Origin of the sequence: Hoylesella oralis ATCC 33269, assembly GCF_000185145.2 — a bacterium.
Taxonomy (GTDB): Bacteria; Bacteroidota; Bacteroidia; order Bacteroidales; family Bacteroidaceae; genus Prevotella; species Prevotella phocaeensis.
This window is the reverse complement of the sequence record NZ_GL833119.1, coordinates 2,022,658-2,048,819: the sequence shown is the minus strand read 5'-3', so window position 1 is coordinate 2,048,819 and position 26,162 is coordinate 2,022,658. Positions and strand designations below refer to the sequence as shown.

The 26,162-nt window shown below is 40.7% G+C and carries 22 protein-coding genes and 3 tRNA genes; 16 read left to right on the top strand and 9 right to left on the bottom strand.

The genetic code is table 11. The annotated features are described in order from the left end of the window. Window positions 1-26: 26 nt before the first annotated feature. Genes HMPREF0663_RS10995 through lon form a run of 3 tightly spaced genes read right to left on the bottom strand, consistent with a single transcriptional unit; the run spans window position 27 to window position 4,893 of the window. Entirely contained in the window at window positions 27-1,265 is a 1,239-nt protein-coding gene (locus tag HMPREF0663_RS10995) for an LptF/LptG family permease (protein ID WP_004370618.1), read from the bottom strand. 19 nt (window positions 1,266-1,284) lie between these two features. Beyond that, window positions 1,285-2,412 (bottom strand): tRNA guanosine(34) transglycosylase Tgt, encoded by a 1,128-nt coding sequence (gene tgt / locus HMPREF0663_RS10990; protein ID WP_004370617.1) that lies wholly within the window; start codon window positions 2,410-2,412, stop codon window positions 1,285-1,287. Between the two features lie 9 nt (window positions 2,413-2,421). After that, entirely contained in the window at window positions 2,422-4,893 is a 2,472-nt protein-coding gene (lon, locus tag HMPREF0663_RS10985; protein WP_004370616.1) for an endopeptidase La, read from the bottom strand. Between the two features lie 146 nt (window positions 4,894-5,039). Here lon and HMPREF0663_RS10980 point away from each other — a divergent pair, with 146 nt between their 5' ends. Beyond that, window positions 5,040-5,744 (top strand): tRNA1(Val) (adenine(37)-N6)-methyltransferase, encoded by a 705-nt coding sequence (locus tag HMPREF0663_RS10980; protein ID WP_004370615.1) that lies wholly within the window; start codon window positions 5,040-5,042, stop codon window positions 5,742-5,744. 523 nt (window positions 5,745-6,267) lie between these two features. Here HMPREF0663_RS10980 and HMPREF0663_RS10975 read toward each other — a convergent pair. Continuing rightward, the gene (locus HMPREF0663_RS10975; protein ID WP_004370614.1) at window positions 6,268-7,296 is read right to left on the bottom strand and encodes a diacylglycerol/lipid kinase family protein; all 1,029 of its coding nucleotides are present in this window, start codon (window positions 7,294-7,296) and stop codon (window positions 6,268-6,270) included. Window positions 7,297-7,482: 186 nt separating this feature from the next. Between HMPREF0663_RS10975 and spt the strand changes: the two genes are divergently transcribed. Both spt and HMPREF0663_RS10965 read left to right on the top strand, forming a co-directional pair. Beyond that, complete coding sequence (gene spt / locus HMPREF0663_RS10970; protein WP_004370613.1) at window positions 7,483-8,670, top strand: serine palmitoyltransferase; 1,188 nt, start codon at window positions 7,483-7,485, stop codon at window positions 8,668-8,670. Between the two features lie 141 nt (window positions 8,671-8,811). Further along, a tRNA-Pro gene (locus tag HMPREF0663_RS10965) sits at window positions 8,812-8,885 on the top strand. A gap of 564 nt (window positions 8,886-9,449) precedes the next feature. Here the strand turns inward: HMPREF0663_RS10965 and HMPREF0663_RS10960 are convergent. From HMPREF0663_RS10960 to HMPREF0663_RS10940, 5 genes are all read right to left on the bottom strand, one after another. Next, window positions 9,450-9,522, bottom strand: a tRNA-Lys gene (locus HMPREF0663_RS10960). Window positions 9,523-9,541: 19 nt separating this feature from the next. Next, window positions 9,542-9,614 (bottom strand) — tRNA-Lys (locus HMPREF0663_RS10955). 88 nt (window positions 9,615-9,702) lie between these two features. Next, window positions 9,703-10,806, bottom strand: coding sequence for a glycosyltransferase family protein (locus HMPREF0663_RS10950; RefSeq protein WP_004370612.1), 1,104 nt, complete (start codon window positions 10,804-10,806; stop codon window positions 9,703-9,705). Continuing rightward, window positions 10,803-11,786 carry a glycosyltransferase family 2 protein gene (locus HMPREF0663_RS10945; RefSeq protein ID WP_004370611.1) on the bottom strand — a complete coding sequence of 328 codons (984 nt, stop codon included), beginning with the start codon at window positions 11,784-11,786 and terminating at the stop codon, window positions 10,803-10,805. The genes HMPREF0663_RS10950 and HMPREF0663_RS10945 overlap by 4 nt, the downstream gene beginning before the upstream one ends. Next, window positions 11,738-12,658, bottom strand: a complete 921-nt coding sequence (locus HMPREF0663_RS10940) for a glycosyltransferase family 2 protein (protein ID WP_004370610.1) — start codon at window positions 12,656-12,658, stop codon at window positions 11,738-11,740. The genes HMPREF0663_RS10945 and HMPREF0663_RS10940 overlap by 49 nt, the downstream gene beginning before the upstream one ends. A 44-nt stretch (window positions 12,659-12,702) precedes the next feature. Between HMPREF0663_RS10940 and HMPREF0663_RS10935 the strand changes: the two genes are divergently transcribed. From HMPREF0663_RS10935 to HMPREF0663_RS10875, 13 genes are all read left to right on the top strand, one after another. After that, on the top strand, window positions 12,703-14,208 hold the full coding sequence (locus HMPREF0663_RS10935) for an oligosaccharide flippase family protein (RefSeq protein ID WP_004370609.1): 1,506 nt from the start codon (window positions 12,703-12,705) through the stop codon (window positions 14,206-14,208). 145 nt (window positions 14,209-14,353) lie between these two features. Beyond that, window positions 14,354-15,706: an SLC13 family permease gene (locus tag HMPREF0663_RS10930; RefSeq protein WP_036875485.1), complete on the top strand. Its 1,353-nt coding sequence runs from the start codon at window positions 14,354-14,356 to the stop codon at window positions 15,704-15,706. 7 nt (window positions 15,707-15,713) lie between these two features. After that, window positions 15,714-16,691, top strand: coding sequence for a 6-phosphofructokinase (gene pfkA, locus HMPREF0663_RS10925; protein ID WP_004370607.1), 978 nt, complete (start codon window positions 15,714-15,716; stop codon window positions 16,689-16,691). A 107-nt stretch (window positions 16,692-16,798) separates the two neighbouring features. Continuing rightward, entirely contained in the window at window positions 16,799-18,325 is a 1,527-nt protein-coding gene (gene atpD, locus HMPREF0663_RS10920; protein WP_004370606.1) for a F0F1 ATP synthase subunit beta, read from the top strand. A gap of 30 nt (window positions 18,326-18,355) precedes the next feature. Then, window positions 18,356-18,598, top strand: coding sequence for an ATP synthase F1 subunit epsilon (atpC, locus tag HMPREF0663_RS10915; protein WP_004370605.1), 243 nt, complete (start codon window positions 18,356-18,358; stop codon window positions 18,596-18,598). A gap of 18 nt (window positions 18,599-18,616) precedes the next feature. Then, window positions 18,617-19,021 (top strand): hypothetical protein, encoded by a 405-nt coding sequence (locus HMPREF0663_RS10910; RefSeq protein ID WP_004370604.1) that lies wholly within the window; start codon window positions 18,617-18,619, stop codon window positions 19,019-19,021. A 43-nt stretch (window positions 19,022-19,064) separates the two neighbouring features. Beyond that, window positions 19,065-20,105 carry a F0F1 ATP synthase subunit A gene (gene atpB, locus HMPREF0663_RS10905; RefSeq protein WP_036875486.1) on the top strand — a complete coding sequence of 347 codons (1,041 nt, stop codon included), beginning with the start codon at window positions 19,065-19,067 and terminating at the stop codon, window positions 20,103-20,105. Window positions 20,106-20,158: 53 nt separating this feature from the next. Then, on the top strand, window positions 20,159-20,401 hold the full coding sequence (gene atpE / locus HMPREF0663_RS10900) for an ATP synthase F0 subunit C (protein WP_004370602.1): 243 nt from the start codon (window positions 20,159-20,161) through the stop codon (window positions 20,399-20,401). A gap of 11 nt (window positions 20,402-20,412) precedes the next feature. Further along, window positions 20,413-20,931, top strand: coding sequence for a F0F1 ATP synthase subunit B (gene atpF, locus HMPREF0663_RS10895; RefSeq protein WP_004370601.1), 519 nt, complete (start codon window positions 20,413-20,415; stop codon window positions 20,929-20,931). 10 nt (window positions 20,932-20,941) lie between these two features. Next, window positions 20,942-21,478: a F0F1 ATP synthase subunit delta gene (locus HMPREF0663_RS10890; RefSeq protein ID WP_004370600.1), complete on the top strand. Its 537-nt coding sequence runs from the start codon at window positions 20,942-20,944 to the stop codon at window positions 21,476-21,478. A 5-nt stretch (window positions 21,479-21,483) separates the two neighbouring features. Further along, the gene (gene atpA / locus HMPREF0663_RS10885; RefSeq protein WP_004370599.1) at window positions 21,484-23,070 is read left to right on the top strand and encodes a F0F1 ATP synthase subunit alpha; all 1,587 of its coding nucleotides are present in this window, start codon (window positions 21,484-21,486) and stop codon (window positions 23,068-23,070) included. Between the two features lie 6 nt (window positions 23,071-23,076). Then, window positions 23,077-24,045 carry a F0F1 ATP synthase subunit gamma gene (locus HMPREF0663_RS10880; RefSeq protein ID WP_004370598.1) on the top strand — a complete coding sequence of 323 codons (969 nt, stop codon included), beginning with the start codon at window positions 23,077-23,079 and terminating at the stop codon, window positions 24,043-24,045. A gap of 552 nt (window positions 24,046-24,597) precedes the next feature. Next, window positions 24,598-26,160, top strand: coding sequence for a sensor histidine kinase (locus HMPREF0663_RS10875; RefSeq protein ID WP_004370597.1), 1,563 nt, complete (start codon window positions 24,598-24,600; stop codon window positions 26,158-26,160). Window positions 26,161-26,162 lie beyond the last annotated feature (2 nt).

Here is a 26,162-nt window from a genome sequence, read left to right as displayed (position 1 = left end):
TACTTGTTGATAATAGTGTTTGTTGCCTAATTCGGCGCTTGTCTGTAACAGAAATAGGCGATAAAAGCAAATAGAATATTGGGCATCCAAGCAGCAAGCATAGGTGGTGCACCGGCGTTGATGGCGAACGTGGATGACACTGTTTGCAGTAAAATATAGCCGAAGCTCAGTCCCATTCCTATTCCCAAATAGAGTCCCATGCCACCTTTACGCTTGCGGGAAGATAGAGATACTCCGATAATTGTCAGAATGAACGAGGCGAACGAGGCAGCTATTCGCTTGTGGTATTCCACCTGATATTGCACTACATTACCCGATCCGCGGTCGATTTGCTTAGATATATAGTCTTTCAACTGTGGGCTAGTGAAGGTTTCCTGCTGACCTTTGGAGTATACAAGGTCGGTCGGTTCCATTTGAATGAGCGTATCTTTCTCACCACCCGATGTGATATGCTCGCGCAGACCTTTCAGTTGTCTGATTTTCCAGTTACGCACAGTCCAGTGATACTTCGATTCGGAGATGGTATCGTAGCTGATTTCCGTCGCTGTCATGTGACTGATGAGCTTCTTCTCTTGAAATTTGTCGAGCGAAAATCCATAGCCTCGTTTCGATCTGTCGTCGTAATGTTGGATGTAGGCAATGATACCGGTGCCTACTTGAAGTTGTACATTGTCGGCCGAAGTCAGCTTCCTATTGTTCCTGTATAAAGACTCGAAATTCTGTCGAATAACGGTTCCGTGTGGGATGACATAGGCACTGAGGTAAAAAGACAATGCCGATATGAGGACGCAGGATATCATGTAAGGGCGCATCAGGCGACGGAAAGACACGCCGGCAGCAAGCATCGAGATGATTTCTGAGTTGCCTGCGAGTTTCGAGGTGAAGAAGATAACGGCGATAAATACAAATAACGGACTGAACAGATTGGAGTAATAAGGAATGAAATTGGCATAATAATCGAAGATAATCGCATGGAGTGGGGCATGATATTGCGTAAACTTCGACAGGTTTTCGTTAAAATCGAATACGATGGCAATGGCAATGATCAGCAGGATGGAGAAGATATAAGTACCGATAAATTTCTTTATAATGTACCGATCCAGTCGTTTTATGTATTTATTGAGGTTGAGAGAATGCAGAAATTCCAAGTGCTTATCGAAAAAAACAGTTATTGCTTGAAGCCATGGCAGGTGTTTCTGCAATCGTTTGAATGAGAGCAAATGAAGAAAACTGTGATATTTTCGTATGTTATGAAAGCTGATCATCCGTCGTAAATAGTCGTTATTAAATCCTTTTTCCCAGCTGTTCGATGACACCGGCTTTCCATCTTACAAAATCACCTTGTTCGATATGCTGCCGTGCATCGCTAACCAATCGGAGATAGAATGCGAGATTGTGGATACTGGCTATCTGCATCGCCAAGAGTTCCTGTGCTTTGAAAAGGTGGTGCAGATAGGCTTTGGTATAGACACGATCTACATCGCAGCCCGTTTCATCGATGGGTGAAAAATCGTATTCCCACTTCTTGTTCTTCATGTTCATTGTGCCGTTATAGGTAAAGAGCATGGCATTACGCCCGTTTCTTGTGGGCATAACGCAGTCGAACATATCTACGCCGCGCTCGATTGCCTCAAGTATGTTTTGTGGAGTGCCCACTCCCATCAGATAGCGGGGCTTCTGTTTGGGCAAAATATCGTTTACAACCTCGATCATCTCATACATTACCTCTGTCGGTTCGCCTACGGCGAGCCCCCCGATGGCATTTCCATCGGCATCTTTGTCGGCAACGAACTTCGCTGCTTCGCGCCTCAAGTCCTTATAGGTGCAGCCCTGAACGATAGGGAAGAGACTTTGATTGTAGCCGTAAAGCGGTTCCGTCTCGTTGAAACGTTTGATGCAACGATCCAACCAACGTTGAGTAAGACCGAGACTTCGCTTTGCATAGGCATAATCGCTTTGACCGGGTGGGCATTCATCTAATGCCATCATAATGTCCGCGCCGATGATACGCTCGGTATCCATAACGTTTTCCGGCGTGAAAATGTGTTTTGAACCGTCTATATGCGATCGAAATTCACAACCTTCTTCACAAAGTTTCCTGATGCCTGTAAGGGAGAACACCTGAAAACCGCCGCTATCGGTAAGGATAGGGCGCTCCCAACCGTTGAAACCGTGTAGGCCTCCCGCAGCTTTCAGGATGTCCAATCCCGGGCGGAGATATAGATGATAGGTGTTGCCAAGTATGATTTGCGCTTTTACCTGTTCGCGCAATTCGCTGAAGTGAACACCTTTAACGGTACCGGCAGTACCTACCGGCATGAATATCGGTGTTTTGATCTGTCCGTGGGCAGTGGTTATAATACCGGTACGGGCATCACTTGCGCTGTCTGTATGTTGTAATTCGAATGTCATTTATAATCTTTAAGCCGATTTCTCTATCGGTTTATCGTCGGAAACCGTTAGGTCTACCGGATTCTGGACACGCTCATTGGTTAGCGCAAAATCCCATACGTCTTGCACATTTTCCACATAATGGAACGTTACACCCTTGCGGTATTTTTCCGGGATCTCCTCTATATCTTTCTTATTCTCCTTGCACATAACGATATCTGTAATGCCTGCACGCTTTGCAGCGAGTATCTTCTCTTTGATACCACCAACCGGAAGCACCTTGCCGCGAAGAGTTATCTCGCCCGTCATGGCAGTATTTTTACGCACTTTACGTTGGGTGAGCGCCGAAGCAATGCTGGTTGCAATGGTTATACCGGCAGAGGGGCCATCTTTTGGGGTAGCTCCTTCGGGTACATGTATATGGATGTTCCACTGATCGAATATGCGGTAATCGATATGGAGTTTGTCAACATGTGCCTTCACATACTCGAGTGCAATGATTGCCGACTCTTTCATCACGTCGCCGAGATTGCCAGTAAGGGTAAGTTTCCCTGCTTTTCCCTTGCTCAGAGAGGTTTCGATGAACAGAATTTCGCCCCCCACGCTTGTCCAAGCCAGTCCGGTTACCACTCCTGCATAGTCGTTTCCCTGATAAATGTCGCGATAAAAAGGCGGCTTACCCAACAAACCTTGCAACTTATCAGGAGTAATATTTGTGTCGGAAAGCATACCTTCGAGTGCCTTGTTATATGCCATTTTCCGCAATGCCTTATTTATCTGTTTTTCCAACTGGCGTACACCACTTTCTCGAGTATATTGCTCTATAATCTTTTCAAGTGAAGGCTTGCTGAACTTGATTTTGGGTTCAATATTGTCGAGCCCAGCGTTTTTTAACTCTCGGGGAACAAGATGTCGCTTGGCTATCTCTATCTTTTCTTCTGTGATGTATCCGCTTACCTCGATAATCTCCATTCGGTCGAGCAACGGACGAGGTATCGTATTTAAATCATTTGCCGTGGCTATGAACAGTACTTTGGAAAGATCGTAATCTACATCGAGATAATTGTCGTGAAAGGCATTATTTTGTTCCGGATCAAGCACTTCGAGCAATGCCGATGCAGGATCGCCATTGATGGAATTTTGCGTTACTTTGTCGATCTCGTCGAGAATGAACACCGGATTGGAAGAGCCTGCTTTCTGCAAACTTTTGATAATCCTTCCGGGCATGGCACCGACATATGTACGGCGATGACCGCGTATTTCCGATTCGTCGTGTACCCCTCCGAGCGACATTCTGACATACTTTCGCTTCATTGCTTCGGCAATGCTTTTACCTAAACTGGTCTTTCCGACACCCGGAGGACCATAAAGACAGATGATCGGAGATTTGAGATCGCCCCGCAATTGCAATACTGCCATGTACTCAAGTATGCGCTCTTTTACCTTTTCCATGCCGTAATGATCGTGGTCGAGTATGCGTTGAGCACGCTTCAAGTCCAAATTATCTTGCGTATATTCGCCCCACGGCAGGTTCACCATTGTTTGCAAATAGTTCAACTGTACGCTATATTCCGGACTTTGCGGGTTATACATATCGAGTTTATCAAGCTCTTTATAGAACACTTTTCCCACTTCGGCAGGCCATTTTTTTATCTTTGCCTGTTCTTCGAGGTCATGATGTTCGGGCGAACCATCACCGTTGCCCAGCTCTTCTTTAATATTTTTGATCTGTTGTTGCAAGAAGTATTCGCGCTGCTGCTCGTCTATATCCTCGCGGGTTTTCGATCTGATGGTTTGTTTCAGGTCTTGCAATTGCAATTCCTTATGCAGACATTTTAGTGCAGTGAACACTCTATCAGTCATAGAGCGGGCCTCGAGCATCTTTATTTTGTCTGCGATCGAGAACGGAATGTTGGTACAAATGTACCCGATGGCTACGATATCATTCTGAATGTTATTCAATGCGAATTGCGAATCGTCGGGTATTTCGTCGTTCTTTTTGATATATTCTATCGTAGTTTGGCGCAAATCGTCGATTGCAGTTCTAAACTCTTTATCCTTGATGGAAGGAATATCTTCGGGAGCCAATGATGTTTTGCCCATGAGATAAGGCTTCTTCTTGGTCAGTTCATCAAGACGACACCTGCCCAACCCTTGCACAATGGCTGTAAGGTTATGACCGTGCCCCGGCATTTCGAGCACTCTTACCACCTTCCCGTAAACACCAAACTCGTACAAATCTTTTTGCTGCGGATCGTCTACCTCAGCATTTTTCTGGCAAAATAAGGCGAATATGAAGTTCGGATCGTCTTTGGCCTTTTCAATGAGCTTCATACTTGCACTTCTGCCTATAAGGATCGGGGTAAGTACTCCCGGAAACAGCACCATGTTTCTTGTAGCAAGAATAGGTGTATCGCCCTCGACAGTCACATTCAGGAGACTCGAGATGTCGCCGTCGTAATCGGCTATCATCTGGATGGATGTATTTGGTTTGTCGTTCATATTTCGTTGTTGATTATGGAGTGCAAAGGTACTACTTTTAATTGAAACCCGAAAATACGGAAATGAAAATTATATATGATGTACGCGTAAAACTGTAAAATGATTAAAATAAACGGTAATATCTTTCGTTATATGCATGTATCAATATGGGTAAAGATATATTTACATTCAAACAGTTTACGGTGCATCAAGACCGATGTGCCATGAAAGTGGGTACCGATGGAGTGCTTCTTGGCGCATGGGCTGAAGGAGGAATGCGGATACTCGACGTTGGTACGGGTACCGGCCTTATCGCCTTGATGATGGCGCAGCGCTTTGCAGAGAGCAGAGTTGTAGGGGTTGAAATTGATGTAGATGCTTGTTTACAGGCGCAGCAGAATGTGACAGAGAGCCCGTTTGTATCTCGTGTGGAAATCATAAATGCCCGTTTGCAGGATTATCTGCCCGATATAAAGTTCGACAGTATCGTGAGTAATCCGCCTTTCTTTGTGAACAGTTTGAGAAATCCCGATAAGCAACGCAGTGTGGCTCGCCATGCAAGCACGCTGTCTTATGCAGATTTATTTCGTAGTGTGAAGGTTTTACTTGCCGAAACCGGTGTCTTCTCTGCCGTAATACCGTTTGATAACAGCGGCGAATTTATATCCGAGGGCTATATTGCCGGTTTGTATCTCTATCGTAAAATTGCAGTAAAAACAGTGGCAAATAAGCCTGTAAAACGTTTTTTACTTGCCTTCGGTAAACAGCCTAAGGATATATTAGAGACAGAAAGTGTGTGCCTGCATCGCAGTGGCGGCATGCCGTCGGAGTGGTATGGGCAGCTGACTAAGCAATTTTATTTGGACAAGTAGAATATATCTCTGATTTATGACTTGCCAGATATCGTTCTCTATAATGTAGAACGTCTCGGGATGTTATAAAAAATGATATTTTAATCGTGTTTCTAAAATCTGATAATAGAGATAAAAATAGTTCTTTTGTCCTGCAAAGTACATTGTTCTTTCAACAGAAATGACTGTATTGAGGAGATAGATGGCAAAGATATCTTTATTTTCTTATATTTTTTGCATGGGGATGTTGTGGAATAGAGCGAATATATATACCGTATAACAGGGTTAGAATAGGGATGTATGATGATTAGATAGCGCCCCTAATATTTATAAAATGACGATTTGCAGTCTATAGAAATCTTGCTCTTTTTTAGTGGGTGAGATATGAATTGGAAATACGAGAATAATGTGATGTAAATTGTTATAAAAAATGTAAATCCTATGTGTAGAATAAAATTGTCGAAAAACGCTGTCCGGTATTGATATGAATACGCTCTATGCTAAGCAATGCAACGCATTGCTTGCCGTAGTGCATACATGTTTGTCAGATATTAAGTTTACGTTGTAAGATTTTGCTGAGCGCCTGAATGTGTCGCCCTTGCTTGGTGATGTCTTCGCGTACGATATTTATCTCGTTAAAAAGCTCAGATGCTGCACTTTGCAAGGCGTTGGGTTTGCGCAAATTCTTATTTGCATCGGGATTGACAATAATCTTTATTCCTTTTTCTTGTAATTCCACGTCAATGTCTTCACCGCTCATAACAGGATCGCCATCGTAATGTATCACGCCGGACTTACTTCTGTGAATATGAAGTTTCTTACATTTGAAAGTCTTGATTTTAGAGTTTTTATTGAGCGTTTTATTGAACATGTCGATGCTGATCTGCGGTGCGTCGAGCATATCGAACGGCTCCATGATGATAACATCCATTAGTCCGTCGCTCATGGATGCCTGTGGAGCGATGTAAGCATTATTGCCATATTGCGATGCATTGGCACACGATATAAGGAAAGCCCTATATCGCGTGGTGCCGTTCTCATCTTGTATTTCATAGGTTTCGGGTTTATATTTCAGCCCCTCATGCAATACATTTTCCACATACGATATCGGTCCGCGTTTTCCAGATTCGGCAAACTTCATGCTAACGAACGCGTCAAAGCCCATACCACACGTGCAGAAAAATGGATAACCGTTGATGATACCGTAATCAAGATCGTGTATTTCACATTTATTGATAACTTCAATGGCCTTTCTGATATTCATTGGAAGGAGCAGGTGGCGGGCCAAACCGTTGCCGGAGCCGCAAGGTATTATACCAAGTGCTGTGTTGGAATGTACGATGGCACGCGCTACTTCATTGACAGTACCGTCTCCTCCCACCGCTACTACCACATTGACGCCCCGTTCTTTGGCTTCGGTAGCGATCTTCGACGCATGTCCTGCATATTCTGTAGGTATTATCTCGTAATCAAATAAATCTTTGTTGATTGTTTTTTCAATCAGTTTCGGTATGCCTGCCTTACTGTTCGTACCAGATATGGGGTTTAAAATGAAGACAATTTTCCTTTTCATAATTAGCTTCTAAATCCATATATTCTTCATTTAGCAAAAGTAATTATTTTAGTTTGAATATCTATTTATAAATAAATAAAAAACACTAAAACCATGATTTCTTTATGAAAAAATGATGTATAATGTTTTTTTTTTGTAACTTTGCGCACTAAAATAAACAAAGTGTTTTTACACCTATTAAATAAAATGGGACAATTACAAGACAGATACAAGAATTATCGTGAACCTCAGAAGTATATGGATGCCGGAGTATATCCCTACTTCCGTGCCATTACGAGCAAGCAAGGAACAGAAGTAGATATGGCAGGGCATAAGGTTCTGATGTTCGGTTCCAATGCTTACACCGGCTTAACCGGTGATGAACGAGTAATCAAAGCGGCTCAAGATGCGCTTGAAAAATACGGCTCGGGGTGCGCCGGAAGCCGCTTCCTCAATGGAACTTTGGATATTCATGTGCAACTGGAAAAAGAACTTGCAGAGTTCGAACATAAAGATGATGCATTGTGTTTCTCTACTGGATTCTCTGTAAATCAGGGTGTGATAGCGCAGGTTGTCGGAAGAAACGATTATGTGATTTGCGACGATCGCGACCACGCAAGTATCGTTGACGGACGTCGTTTATCGTTCGCAACGCAGCTACATTACAAACATAACGATATGGAAGATTTGGAGCGTGTGCTTCAGAAACTTCCTCATGAGGCTATTAAACTCATCGTTGTAGATGGTGTATTTTCCATGGAAGGCGATTTAGCCAAATTGCCAGAAATGGTTGCGCTGAAACATAAGTATAACTGTTCGCTCATGGTAGACGAGGCCCATGGCTTAGGTGTGTTCGGCAAAGATGGTAGAGGAGTTTGCGACCACTTTGGTGTTACGGATGATGTGGACTTAATTATGGGTACATTTTCTAAAAGTTTGGCTTCTATCGGCGGTTTCATTGCCGGCGATAAGGATACGATTAATTATCTGCGCCACACTTGTCGTACTTATATCTTCAGTGCTTCTAATACTCCGGCTGCAACGGCTGCCGCTATGGAGGCTTTACATATCTTGCAACAGGAGCCGGAACGCATAGAACATCTTTGGAATGTTACAAAATATGCGTTGAAACGTTTCCGTGAGGAGGGATTCGAAATAGGTGATACCGAGAGTCCGATCATTCCTTTATACGTGCGTGATATAGATAAAACGTTTTATGTAACTAAGTTGGCTTTCGATGCGGGAGTATTCATCAATCCGGTTATACCGCCTGCATGTGCTCCACAGGATACCTTAGTACGCTTTGCATTGATGGCAACTCACACGGAAGATGAGGTAGAACGTGGTGTTCAAGCCTTGAAAAAGATCTTCGTGCAGGAAGGAATTATTAAATAAAAAGTTTCCATAGTAGTATGCAATAAGTATGCTACTGTGGACGCATCATAAAAAAGCAAGTGCAAAATTTGCAAAGCCCAAGTAAAATCATTACCTTTGTGCTCGCAAATAGAGAAAGTATTACTTCGGAATATTTCTCATCGGGGTGTAGCGCAGCCCGGTAGCGCTCCTGGTTTGGGACCAGGCGGTCGCAGGTTCGAATCCTGTCGCCCCGACAGAGAGAAGTTATTCGTATGAATAGCTTCTCTTTTTTGTTATTTATATTTTTGGGATGTAAAGATAAATTTTTACTGAAGTTTGATAAAAGTCATAGGTAATAAATTCGTTCCTATAGATAATGTATGCTAATTTTAGATGATAATTGTTGGTGTAGAATATCTATTTTTATATCTATGTATACCATTGTCATAAGAAAGAAGATTCTTACTCAAAATAGTTCTGAATGCTGAAAACTTTTACCATTTTTCTATCATACAGTCATTTATAAAAAATATATTTTAATGATAAGCAATAGGTTATGCGGGTAATAGTAGATGATAATAAAATATATATTTTTTATCTCCTCTATTCTTTTAGTTAAGATCAGTGTAATATTTAATTTATGAATATAGAGAATAAGTATTATTTTTACACGTGATTGACGAAATTAGTGAGGCTATTTATTTATGAGCTGATATACAATGCGAGTTATGAAGAACTCAGTTAAAAGGAACTTCTAATCAATACAAGTCTTTATAGAGAAAAATGAATTGGAAATCTGTAATTCGTGTAGAGAGCGGTGCGCCCTTAGGGACTCGAACCCTAGACCCACTGATTAAGAGTCAGTTGCTCTACCAACTGAGCTAAGGGCGCTTGTTTAACCTTTGAAAAGTGCGCCCTTAGGGACTCGAACCCTAGACCCACTGATTAAGAGTCAGTTGCTCTACCAACTGAGCTAAGGGCGCTTATTTTCAATTGCGACGGCAAAGGTACAGTGTTTTTTTCTAAGTACCAAATATTTCTTTTTGTTTTTTATGAAATAATCTTACGTTGCTAAATAGTGTGTGTACGGCTGTAAAACTGTTCGTATAGGCGCGCTACTTTTATGTAATCATGATGTTTCTTTACATATTCGATACTCTGTTTTCTTAATGTTGGAATAATTTCCGGATGCAGTATGAGATATTCCAATTCATGGTACACACTATCATAGGTAGGTTGAACGTTGATGATCGGTCTTAAATTCTTTTCATGGATGATATCGTAACACTCCGGTTCGCCTCCGCCGATACAGATAATTCCTTTGCTCATTGCCAGCAAAGAGTTCATAGAAGGCGTGTAGCTGTACAGTTGATCGAGAATAGCATCCGCATCATTCATCATTTCTTGGTATTGTTCGAAAGGAACACTTTCTGCAATCCGCAGTTCTATATGATGTGGGTATTTTGCTTTAATATCTTGTGCAACGGCCAACATAATATCTGTACCTTTATATTCACTGCGTGTTTTGTTGATACCGATGAAGAGTTTTAGCTTCTTATGTGCCTGCGGTATGGCGGGTAGATGCAAAGGCATCTTGATAGGGAACGGGATATATACGGCCTTATTAGGGAAATATGAATGGTAGCAAACCCAGTATTCATAGAGTCCGGTAATAATTCCGTCACAGTCGGCAGCAATGTATTTGTTGAGTTTTTCTTTAGTTGTTCCGATCCAATCCTTGGTTTCTTTTATCGCATCATGATTGGTTCTGAGTGATTTCCCAATATTAAAATCGCTATATCTCAATGGCATTGTCGTGCGACATGTACTCACCCAATACCAATCCATGCCGAAACCACCGAGAAAAACCTTTTTATTATGTTTCCTAAGATATCTGTAGATAGGGAAGATGCGTTCAGCTTTCAATTCAAGAAACATAGGATTAATAAGCTGTACGACATCGTATCCCCGAAGTTTAGGCAGCATACGCAGCAATTTCAGCAAATAAATAAATCCTCCGAGTTTAGTCGGAATTCTCACTAAATCGATATCCCGTTTATAATTCTTCCAGAAATCACCGTTCGAAAGTACCGTTACTTCGTGTCCTAAGCACCTTAATCCTTCGGCAAGTGTGGCGTGTACATTACTATATTCTCCTATTAGCAATATCTTCATGAGAGCCGAGGTAAGAATTTACATAAGAAGTTTCGTCCGGTTTTAGTCATGGTGAATTTTCGGAACCACGCGTATTTTGTTGTATATTTTTTATCGGGTAGTGGGAATAGCCCTCGTTCGTAGAGTCTTCTGATACAATTCTCAAGGTAATGACTATTATGAGTAAGCGTTATTACGTTATAGATATAATCCATAGTGAGCTGAGCAACTCTTCTGTTCAATGCTTCTCTTTCAAGGGGTGTCAGTGTATCTGCCAGCTGTGATAAACGAAGAATAACGGAAACATTATCGTCTAATCGCTTGATTTTATCTTTTGGGGAAGTTTTGTGGAGTACGGAAGCAGCGTGCTTTCTGTAATAGTATGCTTGCGAATTAGTATAGAAAAGTCGTTCCGAACGTAGTATCAAACGAGGAATAAACTCTTCGTCTTCTCCGTATTTTCTACCTTCCGTAAACCGAAGGTCTATCAACATATCCTTTTTAAAGATGCAGCAGCATGCACTTCCATGTATATTGTTATGCAACATGTATTCACTTCCGTCTACAGGACCTGTAAAATCATATTGCGGTTCGGTGTGCTTCTTATTCGTCATATCGAAGAGAACGATATCGGGATTGTAGTATCTTACAATATCGATGCAGTGTTCATAGGGTGCTTGCAAGATGTAATCGTCGCCGTCTACAAACTGTATGAATTTGCCTGTTGCCAATCTCAAGCCTGCATTCCTTGCTGCACTGACACCCCTATTCGGTTGTCTTAGATAGATGAAATCGTCTCTATAGTCTATCAGATCGTTTATTACAGAAAGATCAGAACCATCGTCTACGATAATGATTTCTCTATCTTTGCGGTTCAAAGACAATACTAAAATGCTTTTTAGGCACTCTTTGATCATGTGCAAAGGAAGGTTATAAGCCGTAATGATAAAGCTTATCTTCTCCGTTTTATTATTCGGTGTAGTAATTTGTTGAGTCGGCATATCTTTTTCAATCCAATAAAATGTAAGAGTCTTAATTTATAGTTACCTGTATAATCTGCTTGGGGAAGTATCGGTTCATTACCGGTAAGTTCATATACATCCAACTGTATATTCAGCAAACGGGCATAATAATCGCGCATCAAACGGGAGTCTAACCGTTCTTTCTGTTTGTATAATCCGTTCCAGATATTCACATGTGCCAGCAATAGATATTGCAATTGTTTGCCATCGGCTTGTGCCGTAATGCCGTTTGAATTCCAACAATAGTAATACATCCCTTGGTTTGTAGTTGCCACGATATGGCATTTTGAAAGAATTTTCGGTAGTGTATATACGTCTTCAAAGACGTGTTGTTCGGGAAAGCGTACACTGTTGAATAAAGTTTTCTTATATATTTTGTTCCATGCATAGGCATGGTCGTAAGCACGGCATGCCAGCCAATATGTGTTCATATCGTGGTATGTTTGTGTCGGAAAGGTAAGCAGGTGCTGTCGCTTACAGTTCCCGTATCGCTCGGTTACGGGATATTCCAACAGATCATATTCGGGATGAGCAAGCAATATGTCCATCAGCCGTTCATAGGTGTCATGGCTGATCTTGTCGTCGCTATCTACAAATGTAATGTATTGGGCATTAGCATGTTCTATCCCCTTGTTTCTTGCATTGCTTAAACCTCCGTTCGGTTGGTGAATAACGATAATCCGCGTGTCTTTATCCGCCCATCTGTCGCAGATAGAAGGAGAATTATCTGTAGAACCATCGTCGACCAATATCACTTCAATATCATGAAATGATTGCTGAAGAATACTTTCTATACATTCATCAAGAGAGTTTTCCACATTAAAAACCGGAACAACAATGCTCAATTTCATACCTACAAAGATAATAAAAAGTTTTTATTCGCGTTAAGAAAGCAATGGAAAATAAGGAAAAAGACAACAACTATTCCCACATACTTAAATATACGGGTATCTTCGGCGGCGTGCAAGGGTTGAGCATATTTATCGGGATCATACGCAATAAGGTTGTGGCAATGCTCTTAGGGCCGGATGGTATGGGGCTTATTTCTCTGTTTAATTCCACTATAAGGCTATTTTCCGACGGTACAGGGTTGGGTATTCCGATCAGTGCGGTAAGGGAAATAGCGGAAGATTATAAAAGTAATGACGATAGGCGTTTGGTCTATTCCATTCAGACGGTACGTTTATGGACGATATTTACGGCATTTATCGGAACTATTGCGTGCGTGACATTGAGCCCGTTGCTCAATGCGTGGACTTTTGAGTGGGGAGATCATACGCTTCATTTTATATTATTATCTCCGGTGATAGGCTTTACAGCAGTTACAGGAGGCGAACTTGCCATACTGAAAGGTACCCGAAAGCTCATGAACCTTGCCAGCATATCACTGTATGGTGTGATAGCCGCATTGATTATATCGGTGCCTCTCTACGTCGTTTGGCGCGAGGCAGCGATCGTACCGTCGCTTGTTATTGCTGCTTTTGTGCAGATGTTGCTGACCGTTATGTACTCCTACCGGAATTATCCCTTACACCTGTCTTTCAATGGTGTACTCATACGTAAGGGTTTCGGTATGGTGAAATTGGGATTGGCATTTGTTGTAGCCGGTATAATGGGGAGCGGAGCCGAGTTTCTGATACGCTCTTACCTTAATAACCATGGTTCATTGGAGGCTTTGGGGTTATATAATGCGGGGTTCATGATAACGATAACTTATGCTGGCATGATATTCTCGGCCATGGAAACAGACTTTTATCCACGCTTGTCTGCCGTGAGAAATACGGGTACAGAGCTGAACCGTACGGTGAACGAGCAGATAGAAGTGTCGATACTGCTGATTTCACCGTTGCTTATAGCATTGATGATCGTATTGCCTATACTACTGCCATTGCTGTATAGCAGTGAGTTTATGGCTATTCTCGGTATGACTCAGGCAGCCGTACTGGCCATGTTTTTGCGGGCGGTTTACCTTCCTATGGAATATATAGCACTTTCTCGCGGCAATTCGTTGATATATTTTTTTCAGGAAGCTTTCAGTGCAGTCTTGCTTGTTGTATTCGTTGTTTGGGGATACAACAGTTACGGACTAAAAGGAATTGGTATTTTTATGGCGTTGGCAGCGGTGGTGGAAACGTTATTTGTCGTAGTTTATACCCATTTGATATATTCGTATCGCATGTCTGTTCCGGTAATGAAATATTTTTCTTTCCAATTCCTTTTAGGATTATTTGCCTATGTTTCGACACATATAGTATCCGATGTTCTTTATTGGAGTGTGGGAATTTTATGGATAGGCGTAAGTTCCTGTTTCTCTTTGAGAATTATGCGTGATAAAACAAAGTTATGGGAAAGTCTGAAAAATAAGGTGAGTAGGAAGTTCAGCAGTCGTAATCGCGACTGATTTATTATGAATTATATCCGATTTGTAATTAATTGTAGTCTTTTTGTTTGTTTCAATTGTTTTCAGTGTTAAATCGATATAAAACCTAAAGATTACATATTGAATTATAAAGAATATTTGTTACTTTTGCCATGAAGATAGAATGATGGCTCCCATTATAGTAACGATATTATTTCTTTGCTATATTCTCTTGGCAACAGAGCGTATGACAAATATAAACAAAGCTGCCGTAACAATATTCGCAGGTACGGTTGGTTGGGTTTTATATATATGCTATGGTGCCGACTTTGTTATGGGATTACACTGCTCGGAATATCATAATTTCTTGCAAAACGGGCAATCTACGAGCTATACCGTAAAACAGTTTATTGCTCAAAATATTTTTCTGAAATATGTAGGAAAAGCATCAGAGGTTGTTTTATTTTTATTGGCAACGATGTCTATTGTAGAGATTTTGAATATCAATGGGTGTTTCGATTTCATTCCTCAATTGCTTCGTACACGCAAAAGCAAGGCGATGTTATGGATATTGGCAAGCGTTACATTTATTATATCTGCAAATTTGGATAACCTTACGACCACGGTAATGATGCTTGCCATTATTCATAAAATTATTCCTAATCGGCGTTATCGTATGGTATACGGTGCAGTAGTGTTGATATCAGCGAACTGCGGAGGGGTTTTAACTGTGATCGGGGAACCTATGGGGTTGGTTTTGTGGAACAATGGCTGTGTAACTCCTACCGATTATTCTATGACCTTGTTGCTGCCGTGCTTGGTTGCATGGGCCGTACCTACATGGTGGATAAGCGCCAGACTGCCTGAACGTATTGAGATAGAATGGGTAACGATGCCTTATCGTGGTGATGATACACGATTAAATACATGGCAACGTGCTTTGATGTTGTTCGTTGGAATAGGAGGTCTTTGGTTTATTCCCACCTTTCATAATATCACTCAACTGAGTCCTTTCCTCGGTGCTTTGTGCGTATTGTCAGTGTTGTGGATCGTTAATGAGATATTCAATAGGAAGTTGATGAATGCGGATGTGCTGGTACAACGCCGAATACCGCGGATATTCCAATATGGTGTCATACAAATGATGCTGTTTGTAATGGGATCTATGCTTGCGATAGGTGTCGTACAAGAGACCGGTGCTGTGCAATGGTTTGTGTCTCATTTTCTGAAATATATAGACAACGACTGGTTGATGGGCATGTTTGCAGGTTTGGCAAGTACTATTCTCGACAACTTTGTTACGGCAATCAGTTTCTTTGCATTAAAGACAAATCCGGTTCTCAATGACGAATACTGGAAAATTATAGCCTATACCGTTGCAGTAGGAGGAAATCTATTTGGGATAGGTTCGATGAGTGGGCTGATTTTAATGAAGACCGAACGCATGCGTATGGGATGGTATCTGAAAACAATAGGCGGAAAGACTTTGGTCGGCGGCATATTCGGTTTTGCAGTGTTGTATATTATAATTAATCTATAAAGTTAAAATGGCACAGATAAAAACAATAGGAATTCTTACTTCCGGCGGCGATGCTCCGGGCATGAATGCCGCAATAAGAGCTGTTACCCGTGCGGGGATATGCAATGGATTTAAAATAAAAGGAATTTACAGGGGTTATGATGGATTGATAAACAATGAAGTGACCGATTTTACAACGGAAAATGTCAGCGGCATTATTATGTCCGGAGGGACAATACTTAAGACTGCTCGTTCTATGGAGTTTATGACCGATGAAGGTAAACGTAAGGCCTACGATACTCTTGTAAAACATCAAATAGACGCTTTGGTGGTGATTGGCGGTAACGGTTCGCTCACCGGAGCGATGGAGTTTGCCAAAGATTATGACGTATGTTGTATAGGACTCCCGGGAACAATTGACAATGACCTCTATGGAACAGATTCTACGATAGGCTATGATACGACATTAAATACGATTGTGGAATGTGTAGACCGCATAAGAGACACGGCTCAAAGCCACGAACGCATATTCTTTGTAGAAGTTATGGGTAGGGATGCCGGCTTCTTGGCGCAAAATAGTGCGATCGCATCTGGTGCAGAAGCTGCCATTATACCTGAAGACCGTACAGATGTAGACCAATTGGCACAGTTCATGGAACGTGGTATAAGAAAGTCTAAACGTTCGTGTATTGTTATAGTAAGCGAAAGTCCCAAGTGTGGTGCATTGTATTATGCAGACCGTGTACGTAATGAATTTCCCCAATATGATGTCCGGGTATCTATCTTAGGACATCTGCAGCGTGGTGGAAGGCCGACAGCCCATGACCGTATACTTGCATCACGTACCGGTATCGGTTCTATAGAAGCAATCATGCAAGGACAGCGGAATGTCATGGTCGGAGTGCGCAATAACGAAGTAGTATACGTACCTTTATCCGAGGCAATAAGATCTGATAAGCCTTTCGATAGAAAACTGATAAAAGTATTAGATGAATTGAGTATTTAAATTAGAACTGCATTGTAAGAATTATACAGCATAAATTTGTTTGTGCTGAATTTTATTTTTATCTTTGCGACAATATTGCAGAAGTAAAACTATATAATATAATAATTATGTCACAAATTAGCGGACGAATATCTCAGATTATCGGACCTGTTATTGATGTCTATTTTGATACAAAAGGAGAAGAGCCCGAAAAGGTGCTTCCGAGAATCTATGATGCGCTGAAAGTGAAGCGTCCTGACGGAAGTGATCTTGTCATAGAAGTTCAGCAACATATTGGCGAAGATACCGTGCGGTGCGTAGCTATGGATAATACCGACGGTCTGCAACGTAATTTGGAAGTTATTCCTACGGGTAGTCCTATTACAATGCCTTCAGGTGATCAGATAAAAGGACGAATGATGAATGTTATCGGAAAGCCGATAGACGGTATGAGTGCATTGAATATGGAAGGCTCATATCCGATACACCGTGCAGCTCCTAAGTTCGATGAATTATCTACTCATAAAGAAATGTTAGCAACAGGTATCAAAGTTATTGACCTGTTGGAACCATATATGAAAGGTGGTAAAATCGGATTATTTGGTGGTGCGGGAGTTGGTAAGACCGTACTTATTATGGAACTTATCAATAATATAGCTAAAGGACACAATGGGTATTCTGTGTTCGCTGGAGTAGGGGAGAGAACCCGTGAAGGTAATGATTTGCTTCGAGATATGCTTGAATCGGGAGTTATCCGTTATGGAGATAAGTTCCGTAAGGCTATGGAAGAAGGCAAATGGGATTTAAGTCTCGTCGATCCGGAAGAAGTGCAAAAGTCTCAGGCGACTCTTGTCTATGGACAGATGAACGAACCACCGGGCGCACGTGCCTCTGTTGCGTTGTCTGGTTTGACCGTTGCCGAGGGCTTCCGTGACCATGGAGGTCAGAATGGTGAACCGGCTGATATTATGTTTTTTATCGATAATATTTTCCGTTTTACACAAGCAGGTTCGGAAGTATCTGCATTATTAGGACGTATGCCTTCTGCTGTTGGCTATCAACCTACGCTGGCATCTGAAATGGGGGCTATGCAGGAACGTATCACTTCTACTAAAAAAGGTTCTATTACATCTGTGCAAGCTGTATATGTGCCGGCAGACGACTTGACTGATCCGGCACCTGCTACAACGTTTACGCATTTGGATGCAACGACAGAACTTTCACGTAAAATAGCCGAACTCGGAATTTATCCGGCGGTGGATCCGCTGGGAAGTACATCGCGTATTCTTGATCCGTTGATAGTAGGAAAGGCGCATTATGATTGTGCTCAGCGTGTTAAGCAATTGCTTCAGCGTTATAACGAGTTGCAAGATATTATCGCTATCCTTGGTATGGATGAATTGTCAGACGAAGATAAGTTAACTGTGAACCGTGCACGTCGTGTACAGAGATTTTTATCTCAGCCGTTTGCTGTTGCAGAACAGTTTACAGGGCTACCCGGTGTGATGGTTCCGATTGAAGAAACCATAAAAGGTTTCAATGCTATTCTTGATGGAGAGGTTGACGATTTGCCGGAACAAGCGTTTCTTAATGTGGGTACGATTGAGGATGCCAAGGAGAAAGCAAAAAAACTTCTTGCCGCTGCAAATGTGTAAGGTGATAAATGTTAGCAATTATAAGTTTATATGCTGAAACTTAAAATTATATCTCCCGAAAGGATTATTTTCACAGGAGAAGTGGACAATGTAGTTGTTCCGGGAACTCTCGGAGAATTTGAGATTTTATCTAATCATGCTCCGATCATATCTTCTCTTGAAAAAGGAACGATTCGGTTTATTATGCCTAAAGGTGAAAAGACAGCAATAGACATCTTGGGAGGATTTGTAGAAGTTCAGAAAAATGAAGTGAGTATGTGTGTTGAAATATAATCTTTCGCACGAAAGAATATGGACGAAAAGATGACAGATATAAACAAGTTGTGTAAATTGTATATCAAGCAGGGCCTTTGGGCAATTATTGGTTTGAGCTTTCTTATATTATCTATAATGTGGATCGGAGCAATAAAAGGGATGCTTGTTCCCTTAACTGTTGCTGTTGTCTTTTCTCTTATGTCTGAAATAACAGAGGCTAAGGTCTGGTGTCGTGTTGCTCAAAGGGCGGTTGACAGCCTGCCTACATTTTTTATGGCAGTGTCTGGTTTCAGAATGCTTTTGGCTTTGATAGTATTCTTTGTCTATTATCTTATTGCAGGGCGTAGTGAAATGTCAGTTTTCTTTTTGATATTTCTTGTATTCTACCTCATGTTGATAATACATCATGCACTGTTTTTTGCGAAAATGCAGAAATCATGAGGGTGAATATAACATGTATAAAATGAATATAGATATTAAAATAATGAGAAAGATAAAAGCAATACTTTTTCTAACGATGATGATGCTTGCCCCGATGCAGAGTCATGCCAACGAGGGTAATAATAGTAAGTTGGATATATCGGAGATTGTACTTGAGCATTTATCTGACTCTTATGAATGGCATATAACGACTTATAATGGAAAATATTTAAGTATTCCGCTACCTATTATTATAAGGAGTGAATCTACAGGTGAGTGGCATTTTTGTACTGTTCATAGTTTGCCTAAAGGTTTCTTTTTCGATAAAAACCATCATGGTAAAATATATGAACGTCTGGAAGATGGCAGTAGTGTGCGTCCTATTGATTTAAGTATTACAAAAGCTGTTTTGCAAATATGGATAGTGGTGATAATACTTATTATCGTTTTTCTTTCATGTGCTCGGTGGTATACTCAAAGGAATGAAAAGAGCGATGCCCCGAAAGGTTTTGTTGGAGCAATGGAAATGTTGGTGATGACCATTCATGATGAAGTGATAAGGCCATCGGTGGGTGAGAAGCATTATAAACAATATGCTCCTTACTTGCTTACTGTATTCTTCTTCATACTTGCATGTAATTTAGTAGGATTGATTCCTATCTTTCCCGGAGGTGCAAATGTTACGGGAAATATTAATATTACAATGTTTCTTGCAGTGTGTACTATGCTTGCTATTAATCTATTTGGCAACAAAGAGTATTGGAAAGAAATCTTTTGGCCTGAGGTTCCGATTTTTCTAAAAGTTATACCTCTGATGCCTGTAATAGAATTATTCGGAATATTTACAAAACCTTTTGCCTTGATGATTCGTCTTTTTGCCAATATGATGGCTGGTCATGCAGTAATATTGAGTTTCACATGTGTGATTTTTCTTGGTTGGTCTATGGGAGTTGGTTATGGTATAGGTTTAAATCTTTTTAGTGTAATCATGCTCCTCTTTATGAATTGTCTTGAGCTATTGGTGGCATTTGTTCAGGCCTATGTGTTTACATTATTGAGCGCAGTGTTTATCGGTATGGCTCATAAAGAGCATGAAGTTGAGTAACACAAACAGAATAAAAAGAATAATAACAAATAATTAATAAATAAAAAAGAATTATGATGATTTCAACATTATTGGCTGCTGAAGGTCTGGCACAGCTGGGCTGCGGTCTTGGTGCAGGTATTGCAACAATTGGTGCAGGTTTGGGTATTGGTAAAATCGGTGGTAACGCAATGGACGCCATTGCACGTCAACCCGAAGCTTCCAGTAAGATTATGACAAACATGATATTGACATCGGCTTTCGTAGAAGGATGTGCTCTTTTTGCTATTGCAGCTTGTGCATTCATTATCAAGTAATAAAAATATAGATGAATAATTTCCCATCAATATTAACGCCAGATTTCGGACTGCTGTTTTGGATGTTCTTGGCGTTCTTGGTGGTTTTTGGTGTTCTTGCTACATTCGGGTTCCCCGCTATTATCAAGATGGTGGAGGGGCGTAAGCAATATATAGATGATAGCCTGCGCAAGGCACATGAAGCCTCGGAACGTCTTGATAATATTAAACAGGAGGGAGATGCTATATTGCAAGAAGCACGCGAGAAACAGGCCCAAGTCATAAATGAAGCTGCCGTAACTCGTGATGCTATAGTCGAGAAGGCACAAGCAAAGGCACATGAAGAAAGTGCTCGTATAATATCAGATGCCAAGGCGCAAATCGAGAATGATAAGCAGAATGCTGTTCGGGATATTAGAACTCAGGTGGCTGAGCTTAGTATTCAAATAGCAGAAAATATCTTACGCGAAAAATTATCCTCAAATGATATGCAAATGGAAATGATTGATCGATTGTTAGATGAAGTTTCTAAAGGCAAAAATAAAGATTAAATTGTAGTTTATGGATTTAGGTGTAATATCAGTTCGATATGCCCGTGCCCTTCTCAAATGTGCAGTTATGGAAAAGCGGGAAGACGAACTCTATCATGAAATGCAATATCTGATGGTGAGTTATGTCGAAGTGCCTGAACTGAGAATTACGATAGATAATCCTATTCTCTCAAAGAGTAAGAAGCAGATATTACTTGAAACAGCGTGTGGTGATGTTGTCAATCCGTTAACAAGGAGATTTATTGCTCTTGTATTGAGAGAAGACAGGGAGAATGTTTTGCAATTCATAGCTGCATCGTATATTACTCTTTACAGGAAAGATAAGAATATCACTCTCGGAAAGCTTGTCACTGCTACTGCTGTAGATTCTGTCACAGAGCAGAAAATGAAGCAGATGGTTGAAAGCAAAACTCATGGAACTGTAGAGTTTAATACGGAAGTAGAGCCTGATATCATTGGTGGATTTATCTTAGAATATGATACATATCGGCTGGATGCCAGTGTAAAGACTAAGCTTCGCCGTATTCTAACAGAATTTAAAAAATAAATAAAATGTCAGATAAAATAAAACCAAGTGAAGTGTCAGAGGTATTGCTTCAGCGGCTCCGACAGGTTAATGAAAGAGAACATTTTGAAGAAGTTGGCACAGTGCTAACTGTTAGCGATGGTGTCGCTCGTATTTACGGACTACGTAATGCCGAGGCGAATGAACTCCTTGAATTCGAGAATGGTACGATGGCTATTGTGATGAACTTGGAAGAAGATAATGTTGGTTGTGTGCTTCTTGGTTCTACTACAGGTATTAAAGAAGGACAGTCGGTAAAACGTACTCACCGAATTGCTTCCATCCGCGTTAATGATAACTTCCTCGGACGTGTCGTTAATCCTTTGGGACAGGCTATTGACGGATCAGGAGATATTGATCTTACGGACGCATTTGAAATGCCTCTTGATAGGAAAGCACCCGGTGTTATTTATCGGCAGCCGGTAAAAGAACCATTACAAACAGGTTTAAAGGCCGTAGACTCTATGATTCCTATAGGTCGTGGACAGCGAGAGCTTATCATTGGTGACCGTCAGACGGGCAAGACTGCGATTGCGGTTGATACCATTATAAATCAGAAAAGTTTCTATGAGGCAGGAAAGCCAGTATATTGTATTTATGTCGCAATCGGACAGAAAGCATCTACCGTTGCTACACTTGTACAGACACTTAAAGAACATGGTGCCATGCCTTATACGATTATTGTAAGTGCAACAGCCGCCGATCCTGCAGCCATGCAGTATTATGCTCCATTTGCAGGAGCTGCCATCGGTGAATATTTCCGTGATAGAGGATATTCTGCCCTTGTTGTATACGATGATCTTAGTAAGCAGGCTGTTGCTTATCGAGAAGTCTCGTTAATTTTACGTCGCCCGTCAGGACGCGAAGCATATCCCGGCGATGTGTTTTATCTCCACTCACGTTTACTCGAACGTGCAGCACGTATAAACGATCAGCAGGAAGTTGCAGAACAAATGAATGATCTACCGGAATGTATGAAAGGACATGTAAAAGGCGGAGGCTCATTAACCGCTCTCCCGATTATTGAAACGCAGGCTGGAGATGTTTCCGCATATATCCCAACCAATGTAATTTCTATTACAGACGGGCAGATTTATCTGGAGACCAATCTCTTTAATGAAGGTTTCCGTCCGGCTATCAATGTTGGTATATCAGTATCTCGTGTTGGAGGTTCTGCACAGATTAAAAGTATGAAAAAGGTTGCCGGAACTCTGAAAATAGATCAAGCACAGTACCGTGAACTCGAGGCTTTCTCTAAATTTTCAAGCGATATGGATCCTGTAACGGCAATGACGATTGATCGTGGGCGGAAGAATAACCAACTTCTTATTCAGCCTCAATATACGCCGATGCCGGTGGGTGAACAGATTGCTATTCTGTACTGTGGAGTTCACGGACTGATGCAAAGCGTTCCAGTTGATCAAGTAAGAAAATGCCAAGATACATTCCTTGATAAGATGCGCACATCGCATCCGGATGTTATTGAGCTTTTGGCAAACGGACAACTTACCGATGAAGTGACGGCCACGATAGAAAGTACTATGGCCGATATAGCTGGACAATATAAAGCTTGATAGCCTATGCCGTCATTAAAAGAGATCAAAACACGTATAGCATCTGTCAATAGTACACGTAAAATAACGAGTGCTATGAAGATGGTGGCATCGTCTAAATTACATCACGCTCAGATCGCCATTCAAAATATGCTTCCTTATGAAAATTTGTTGGAACATATTCTTAAGGCATTTCTTGCAAGCAGACAGGAAGCCGAAAGTCCATTTGAGATTGGACATAAGGATGTTAGAAAAGTGGCGCTTATGGTATTCTCTTCCAATAGCTCTCTTTGCGGAGGATTTAATAGCAATATTATCAAGATGATGCAGCAAACTGTTGATGAATATAAACAGCAAGGCATTGATGATATTATTATTTATCCCATAGGAAGAAAGATTGCCGAAAAAGCGGTAAAATTCGGGTTGCGATGTGCTGGTAACTTTACTGAGCTTGCCGAAAAACCAGATGCAAAGCAATGTGCTGAAGTTTCCAAGGAGTTATCTGCAAAGTTTTTGAAAGGAGAAGTTGATAAGGTGGAAATGATTTATCATCATTTTAAGAGTGCCGGTTCTCAGGTATTAACAAGAAAATGTTTCTTACCGATAGATTTATCTACAGAGATCGGTTCAGATAACGATCGTGATTTGAGTTCAAACATGGCGACTGCTAAGGCACAGGAATATCTACGTAAGAAGAAACAGAAAGAACAATCGAACGTCGAAGAGGTGAAACCATTGAATGATGACTTTATTGTAGAGCCAAATCTTGAGATAGTATTGAAGACTTTAACTCCGAAGTTGCTCAATTTAATGGTGTATACCGCACTGTTGGACAGTAATGCAAGCGAACATGCTGCACGCATGGTAGCAATGCAGACGGCAACAGATAATGCGGATGAATTGTTGCGTGATTTGAGCTTACAATATAACAAAAGCAGGCAACAGGCTATTACAAACGAATTGCTTGATATTGTCGGAGGAAGTGTCAATAATTAACGATAATTTTAAAATCAAGTTTACGTAGGAGATGAGACTGTATTTGCCTCTCTCCTGCTTTTGTTTTGTGCCTTAATAAATGTATAGCTGTTTAAGAAAAACATATTATGGATTAGCGTCTATATACATGAATTTAGTGAATATCGAGAAGTCTTTATATACAGTTTTATGTTGATCTAATTTTTCTGTCATAGAGCTGCAGAGAATGTAATCTGTTGATTACAGGGAGATTAATGCCTGATTGATGCTGATGACAAGAAAGCAAAATGTTGTGTACATATAGTTTTAAGTAGGAAATTAGTTTATCTCTTACTCTTGCAAAAACCTTAATAAGGTGAAATAAGAATACATATTTTTATTATTTATTATTTTATTCCACTCGCGTTGTTCTTCCATAAATCTATTGTTTCTTTTTATGAATATACTTACATCTTTTATTGTTATATGTTTATATAAATATAAAATAATGCACCATGTTAATATTATTGAATTTTATATGTTTATTTAACATGATCGTGTTAACGAGTTAAGATATTTGTTATCTTTGCTGACATGAAGAAGAAAACGATTTGGATTATATCGATTATAATGGGATTTTCTTTCCTTGCATTGCTATTTCTGCAATTGAAATATATTCGTGAAATGACAAATATGAAGAAAGAACAATTCGATGAGTCTGTGAACCGTGCGCTTTATCAGGCTGCACGTAATTTGGAACTCAATGAAACTTTACGCTATTTAGAAAAGGATGTAAACGAAACAGAACGCAAAGCCTTCCGACAAGACTCTATTGGTACGAGGTCGGGGCAACCTGATGGTACTATTCAACAGTCCCATCAATATTCCGTTGCAGGTAATGATGGAACGGTTTATTCATCATTCGAGTTGAAAACAATAACAACAAAACCGTCTCAAATGCCTAAAGCAATGATTTTACATAACGATAAAAATTCATTGTCAGAGGCTTCCAAGTCGTTACAGGAAATCGTTAAAAATCGCTATGTTTATCAAAAGGCATTGCTCGATGAGGTAGTGTACTCCATATTATATTCAGCTTCAGAAAAACCATTAAAAGAAAGAGTTAACTTTAAATTGCTCGATCAGGATTTGAAGGCGGAGCTGATGAATAACGGAATTAATATACCTTACCACTTTACTGTAAGCACACAAGACGGGCGGGAGGTCTATAGATGTCCGGATTATTCTGATGATGGAGAGGAATATACCTATTCTCAAGTGCTCTTCCGCAACGATCCACAGTCGAATATGGGAGTTGTTAAGATACATTTTCCGGAGATGAACGAGTACATATTCTCTTCAGTACGGTTTCTTATACCGGCAGTCGTGTTTACTTTCGTGCTCTTGGTAACGTTTGTTTTCACGATAGTTATCATCTTTAGGCAAAAGAGATATACGGAAATCAAAAACGATTTTATCAATAATATGACTCATGAACTAAAAACACCTATAGCAAGTATATCGCTTGCAGCCCAGATGCTTAATGACAAGTCGGTTAGCAAGAGCGAGGCAATGATGGCACATCTCGGTGGAGTGATCAACGATGAGTCCAAACGTTTGCGTTTCCTTGTTGAGAAAGTATTACAGATGTCGATGTTCGATCGCAAGAAAGCAGTGTTCAAAAAGAAACGCCTCGACTTGAATGAGATTGTGGAGAATATAGCTAATTCTTTCACGTTGCGTGTAGAGCATACGGGAGGAAAGATTTATACAGATATAGGTGCCATCGATTCTACTATCTATGTAGATGAAATGCATTTCCAAAATGTGATATTTAATCTGATGGATAATGCCGTTAAATATAGGAAACAAGATAAGCCTATCGATATCTATCTGAAGACATGGAATGATAACGATTATCTATATCTGTCTGTTCGCGATACCGGACTTGGTATCAAAAAAGAAAATTTGAAGCGTATATTCGAAAAGTTCTATCGTGTGCATACGGGTAATGTGCACGATGCAAAGGGCTTCGGGCTTGGTTTGGCTTATGTAAAGAAGATTATTGATCTGCATAATGGCGAAATTCGTGTAGACAGTGAGTTCGGAAAAGGTACGGAATTTACAATCAAACTTCCTGTTATCAAGGAAGACTGATT

What these genes read in the sequence shown, in the direction of transcription:
- atpF (WP_004370601.1), top strand. Translation starts at nt 20,413, where the DNA reads ATGAATAATTTCCCATCAATATTAACGCCAGATTTCGGACTGCTGTTT.
- HMPREF0663_RS10880 (WP_004370598.1), top strand. Translation starts at nt 23,077, where the DNA reads ATGCCGTCATTAAAAGAGATCAAAACACGTATAGCATCTGTCAATAGT.
- HMPREF0663_RS10945 (WP_004370611.1), bottom strand. Translation starts at nt 11,786, where the DNA reads ATGCCGACTCAACAAATTACTACACCGAATAATAAAACGGAGAAGATA.
- HMPREF0663_RS10950 (WP_004370612.1), bottom strand. Translation starts at nt 10,806, where the DNA reads ATGAAGATATTGCTAATAGGAGAATATAGTAATGTACACGCCACACTT.
- HMPREF0663_RS10940 (WP_004370610.1), bottom strand. Translation starts at nt 12,658, where the DNA reads ATGAAATTGAGCATTGTTGTTCCGGTTTTTAATGTGGAAAACTCTCTT.
- atpD (WP_004370606.1), top strand. Translation starts at nt 16,799, where the DNA reads ATGTCACAAATTAGCGGACGAATATCTCAGATTATCGGACCTGTTATT.
- spt (WP_004370613.1), top strand. Translation starts at nt 7,483, where the DNA reads ATGGGACAATTACAAGACAGATACAAGAATTATCGTGAACCTCAGAAG.
- HMPREF0663_RS10930 (WP_036875485.1), top strand. Translation starts at nt 14,354, where the DNA reads ATGGCTCCCATTATAGTAACGATATTATTTCTTTGCTATATTCTCTTG.
- lon (WP_004370616.1), bottom strand. Translation starts at nt 4,893, where the DNA reads ATGAACGACAAACCAAATACATCCATCCAGATGATAGCCGATTACGAC.
- HMPREF0663_RS10890 (WP_004370600.1), top strand. Translation starts at nt 20,942, where the DNA reads ATGGATTTAGGTGTAATATCAGTTCGATATGCCCGTGCCCTTCTCAAA.
- HMPREF0663_RS10910 (WP_004370604.1), top strand. Translation starts at nt 18,617, where the DNA reads ATGGACGAAAAGATGACAGATATAAACAAGTTGTGTAAATTGTATATC.
- HMPREF0663_RS10975 (WP_004370614.1), bottom strand. Translation starts at nt 7,296, where the DNA reads ATGAAAAGGAAAATTGTCTTCATTTTAAACCCCATATCTGGTACGAAC.
- atpB (WP_036875486.1), top strand. Translation starts at nt 19,065, where the DNA reads ATGAGAAAGATAAAAGCAATACTTTTTCTAACGATGATGATGCTTGCC.
- atpC (WP_004370605.1), top strand. Translation starts at nt 18,356, where the DNA reads ATGCTGAAACTTAAAATTATATCTCCCGAAAGGATTATTTTCACAGGA.
- atpE (WP_004370602.1), top strand. Translation starts at nt 20,159, where the DNA reads ATGATGATTTCAACATTATTGGCTGCTGAAGGTCTGGCACAGCTGGGC.
- HMPREF0663_RS10995 (WP_004370618.1), bottom strand. Translation starts at nt 1,265, where the DNA reads ATGATCAGCTTTCATAACATACGAAAATATCACAGTTTTCTTCATTTG.
- atpA (WP_004370599.1), top strand. Translation starts at nt 21,484, where the DNA reads ATGTCAGATAAAATAAAACCAAGTGAAGTGTCAGAGGTATTGCTTCAG.
- pfkA (WP_004370607.1), top strand. Translation starts at nt 15,714, where the DNA reads ATGGCACAGATAAAAACAATAGGAATTCTTACTTCCGGCGGCGATGCT.
- HMPREF0663_RS10980 (WP_004370615.1), top strand. Translation starts at nt 5,040, where the DNA reads ATGGGTAAAGATATATTTACATTCAAACAGTTTACGGTGCATCAAGAC.
- HMPREF0663_RS10875 (WP_004370597.1), top strand. Translation starts at nt 24,598, where the DNA reads ATGAAGAAGAAAACGATTTGGATTATATCGATTATAATGGGATTTTCT.
- HMPREF0663_RS10935 (WP_004370609.1), top strand. Translation starts at nt 12,703, where the DNA reads ATGGAAAATAAGGAAAAAGACAACAACTATTCCCACATACTTAAATAT.
- tgt (WP_004370617.1), bottom strand. Translation starts at nt 2,412, where the DNA reads ATGACATTCGAATTACAACATACAGACAGCGCAAGTGATGCCCGTACC.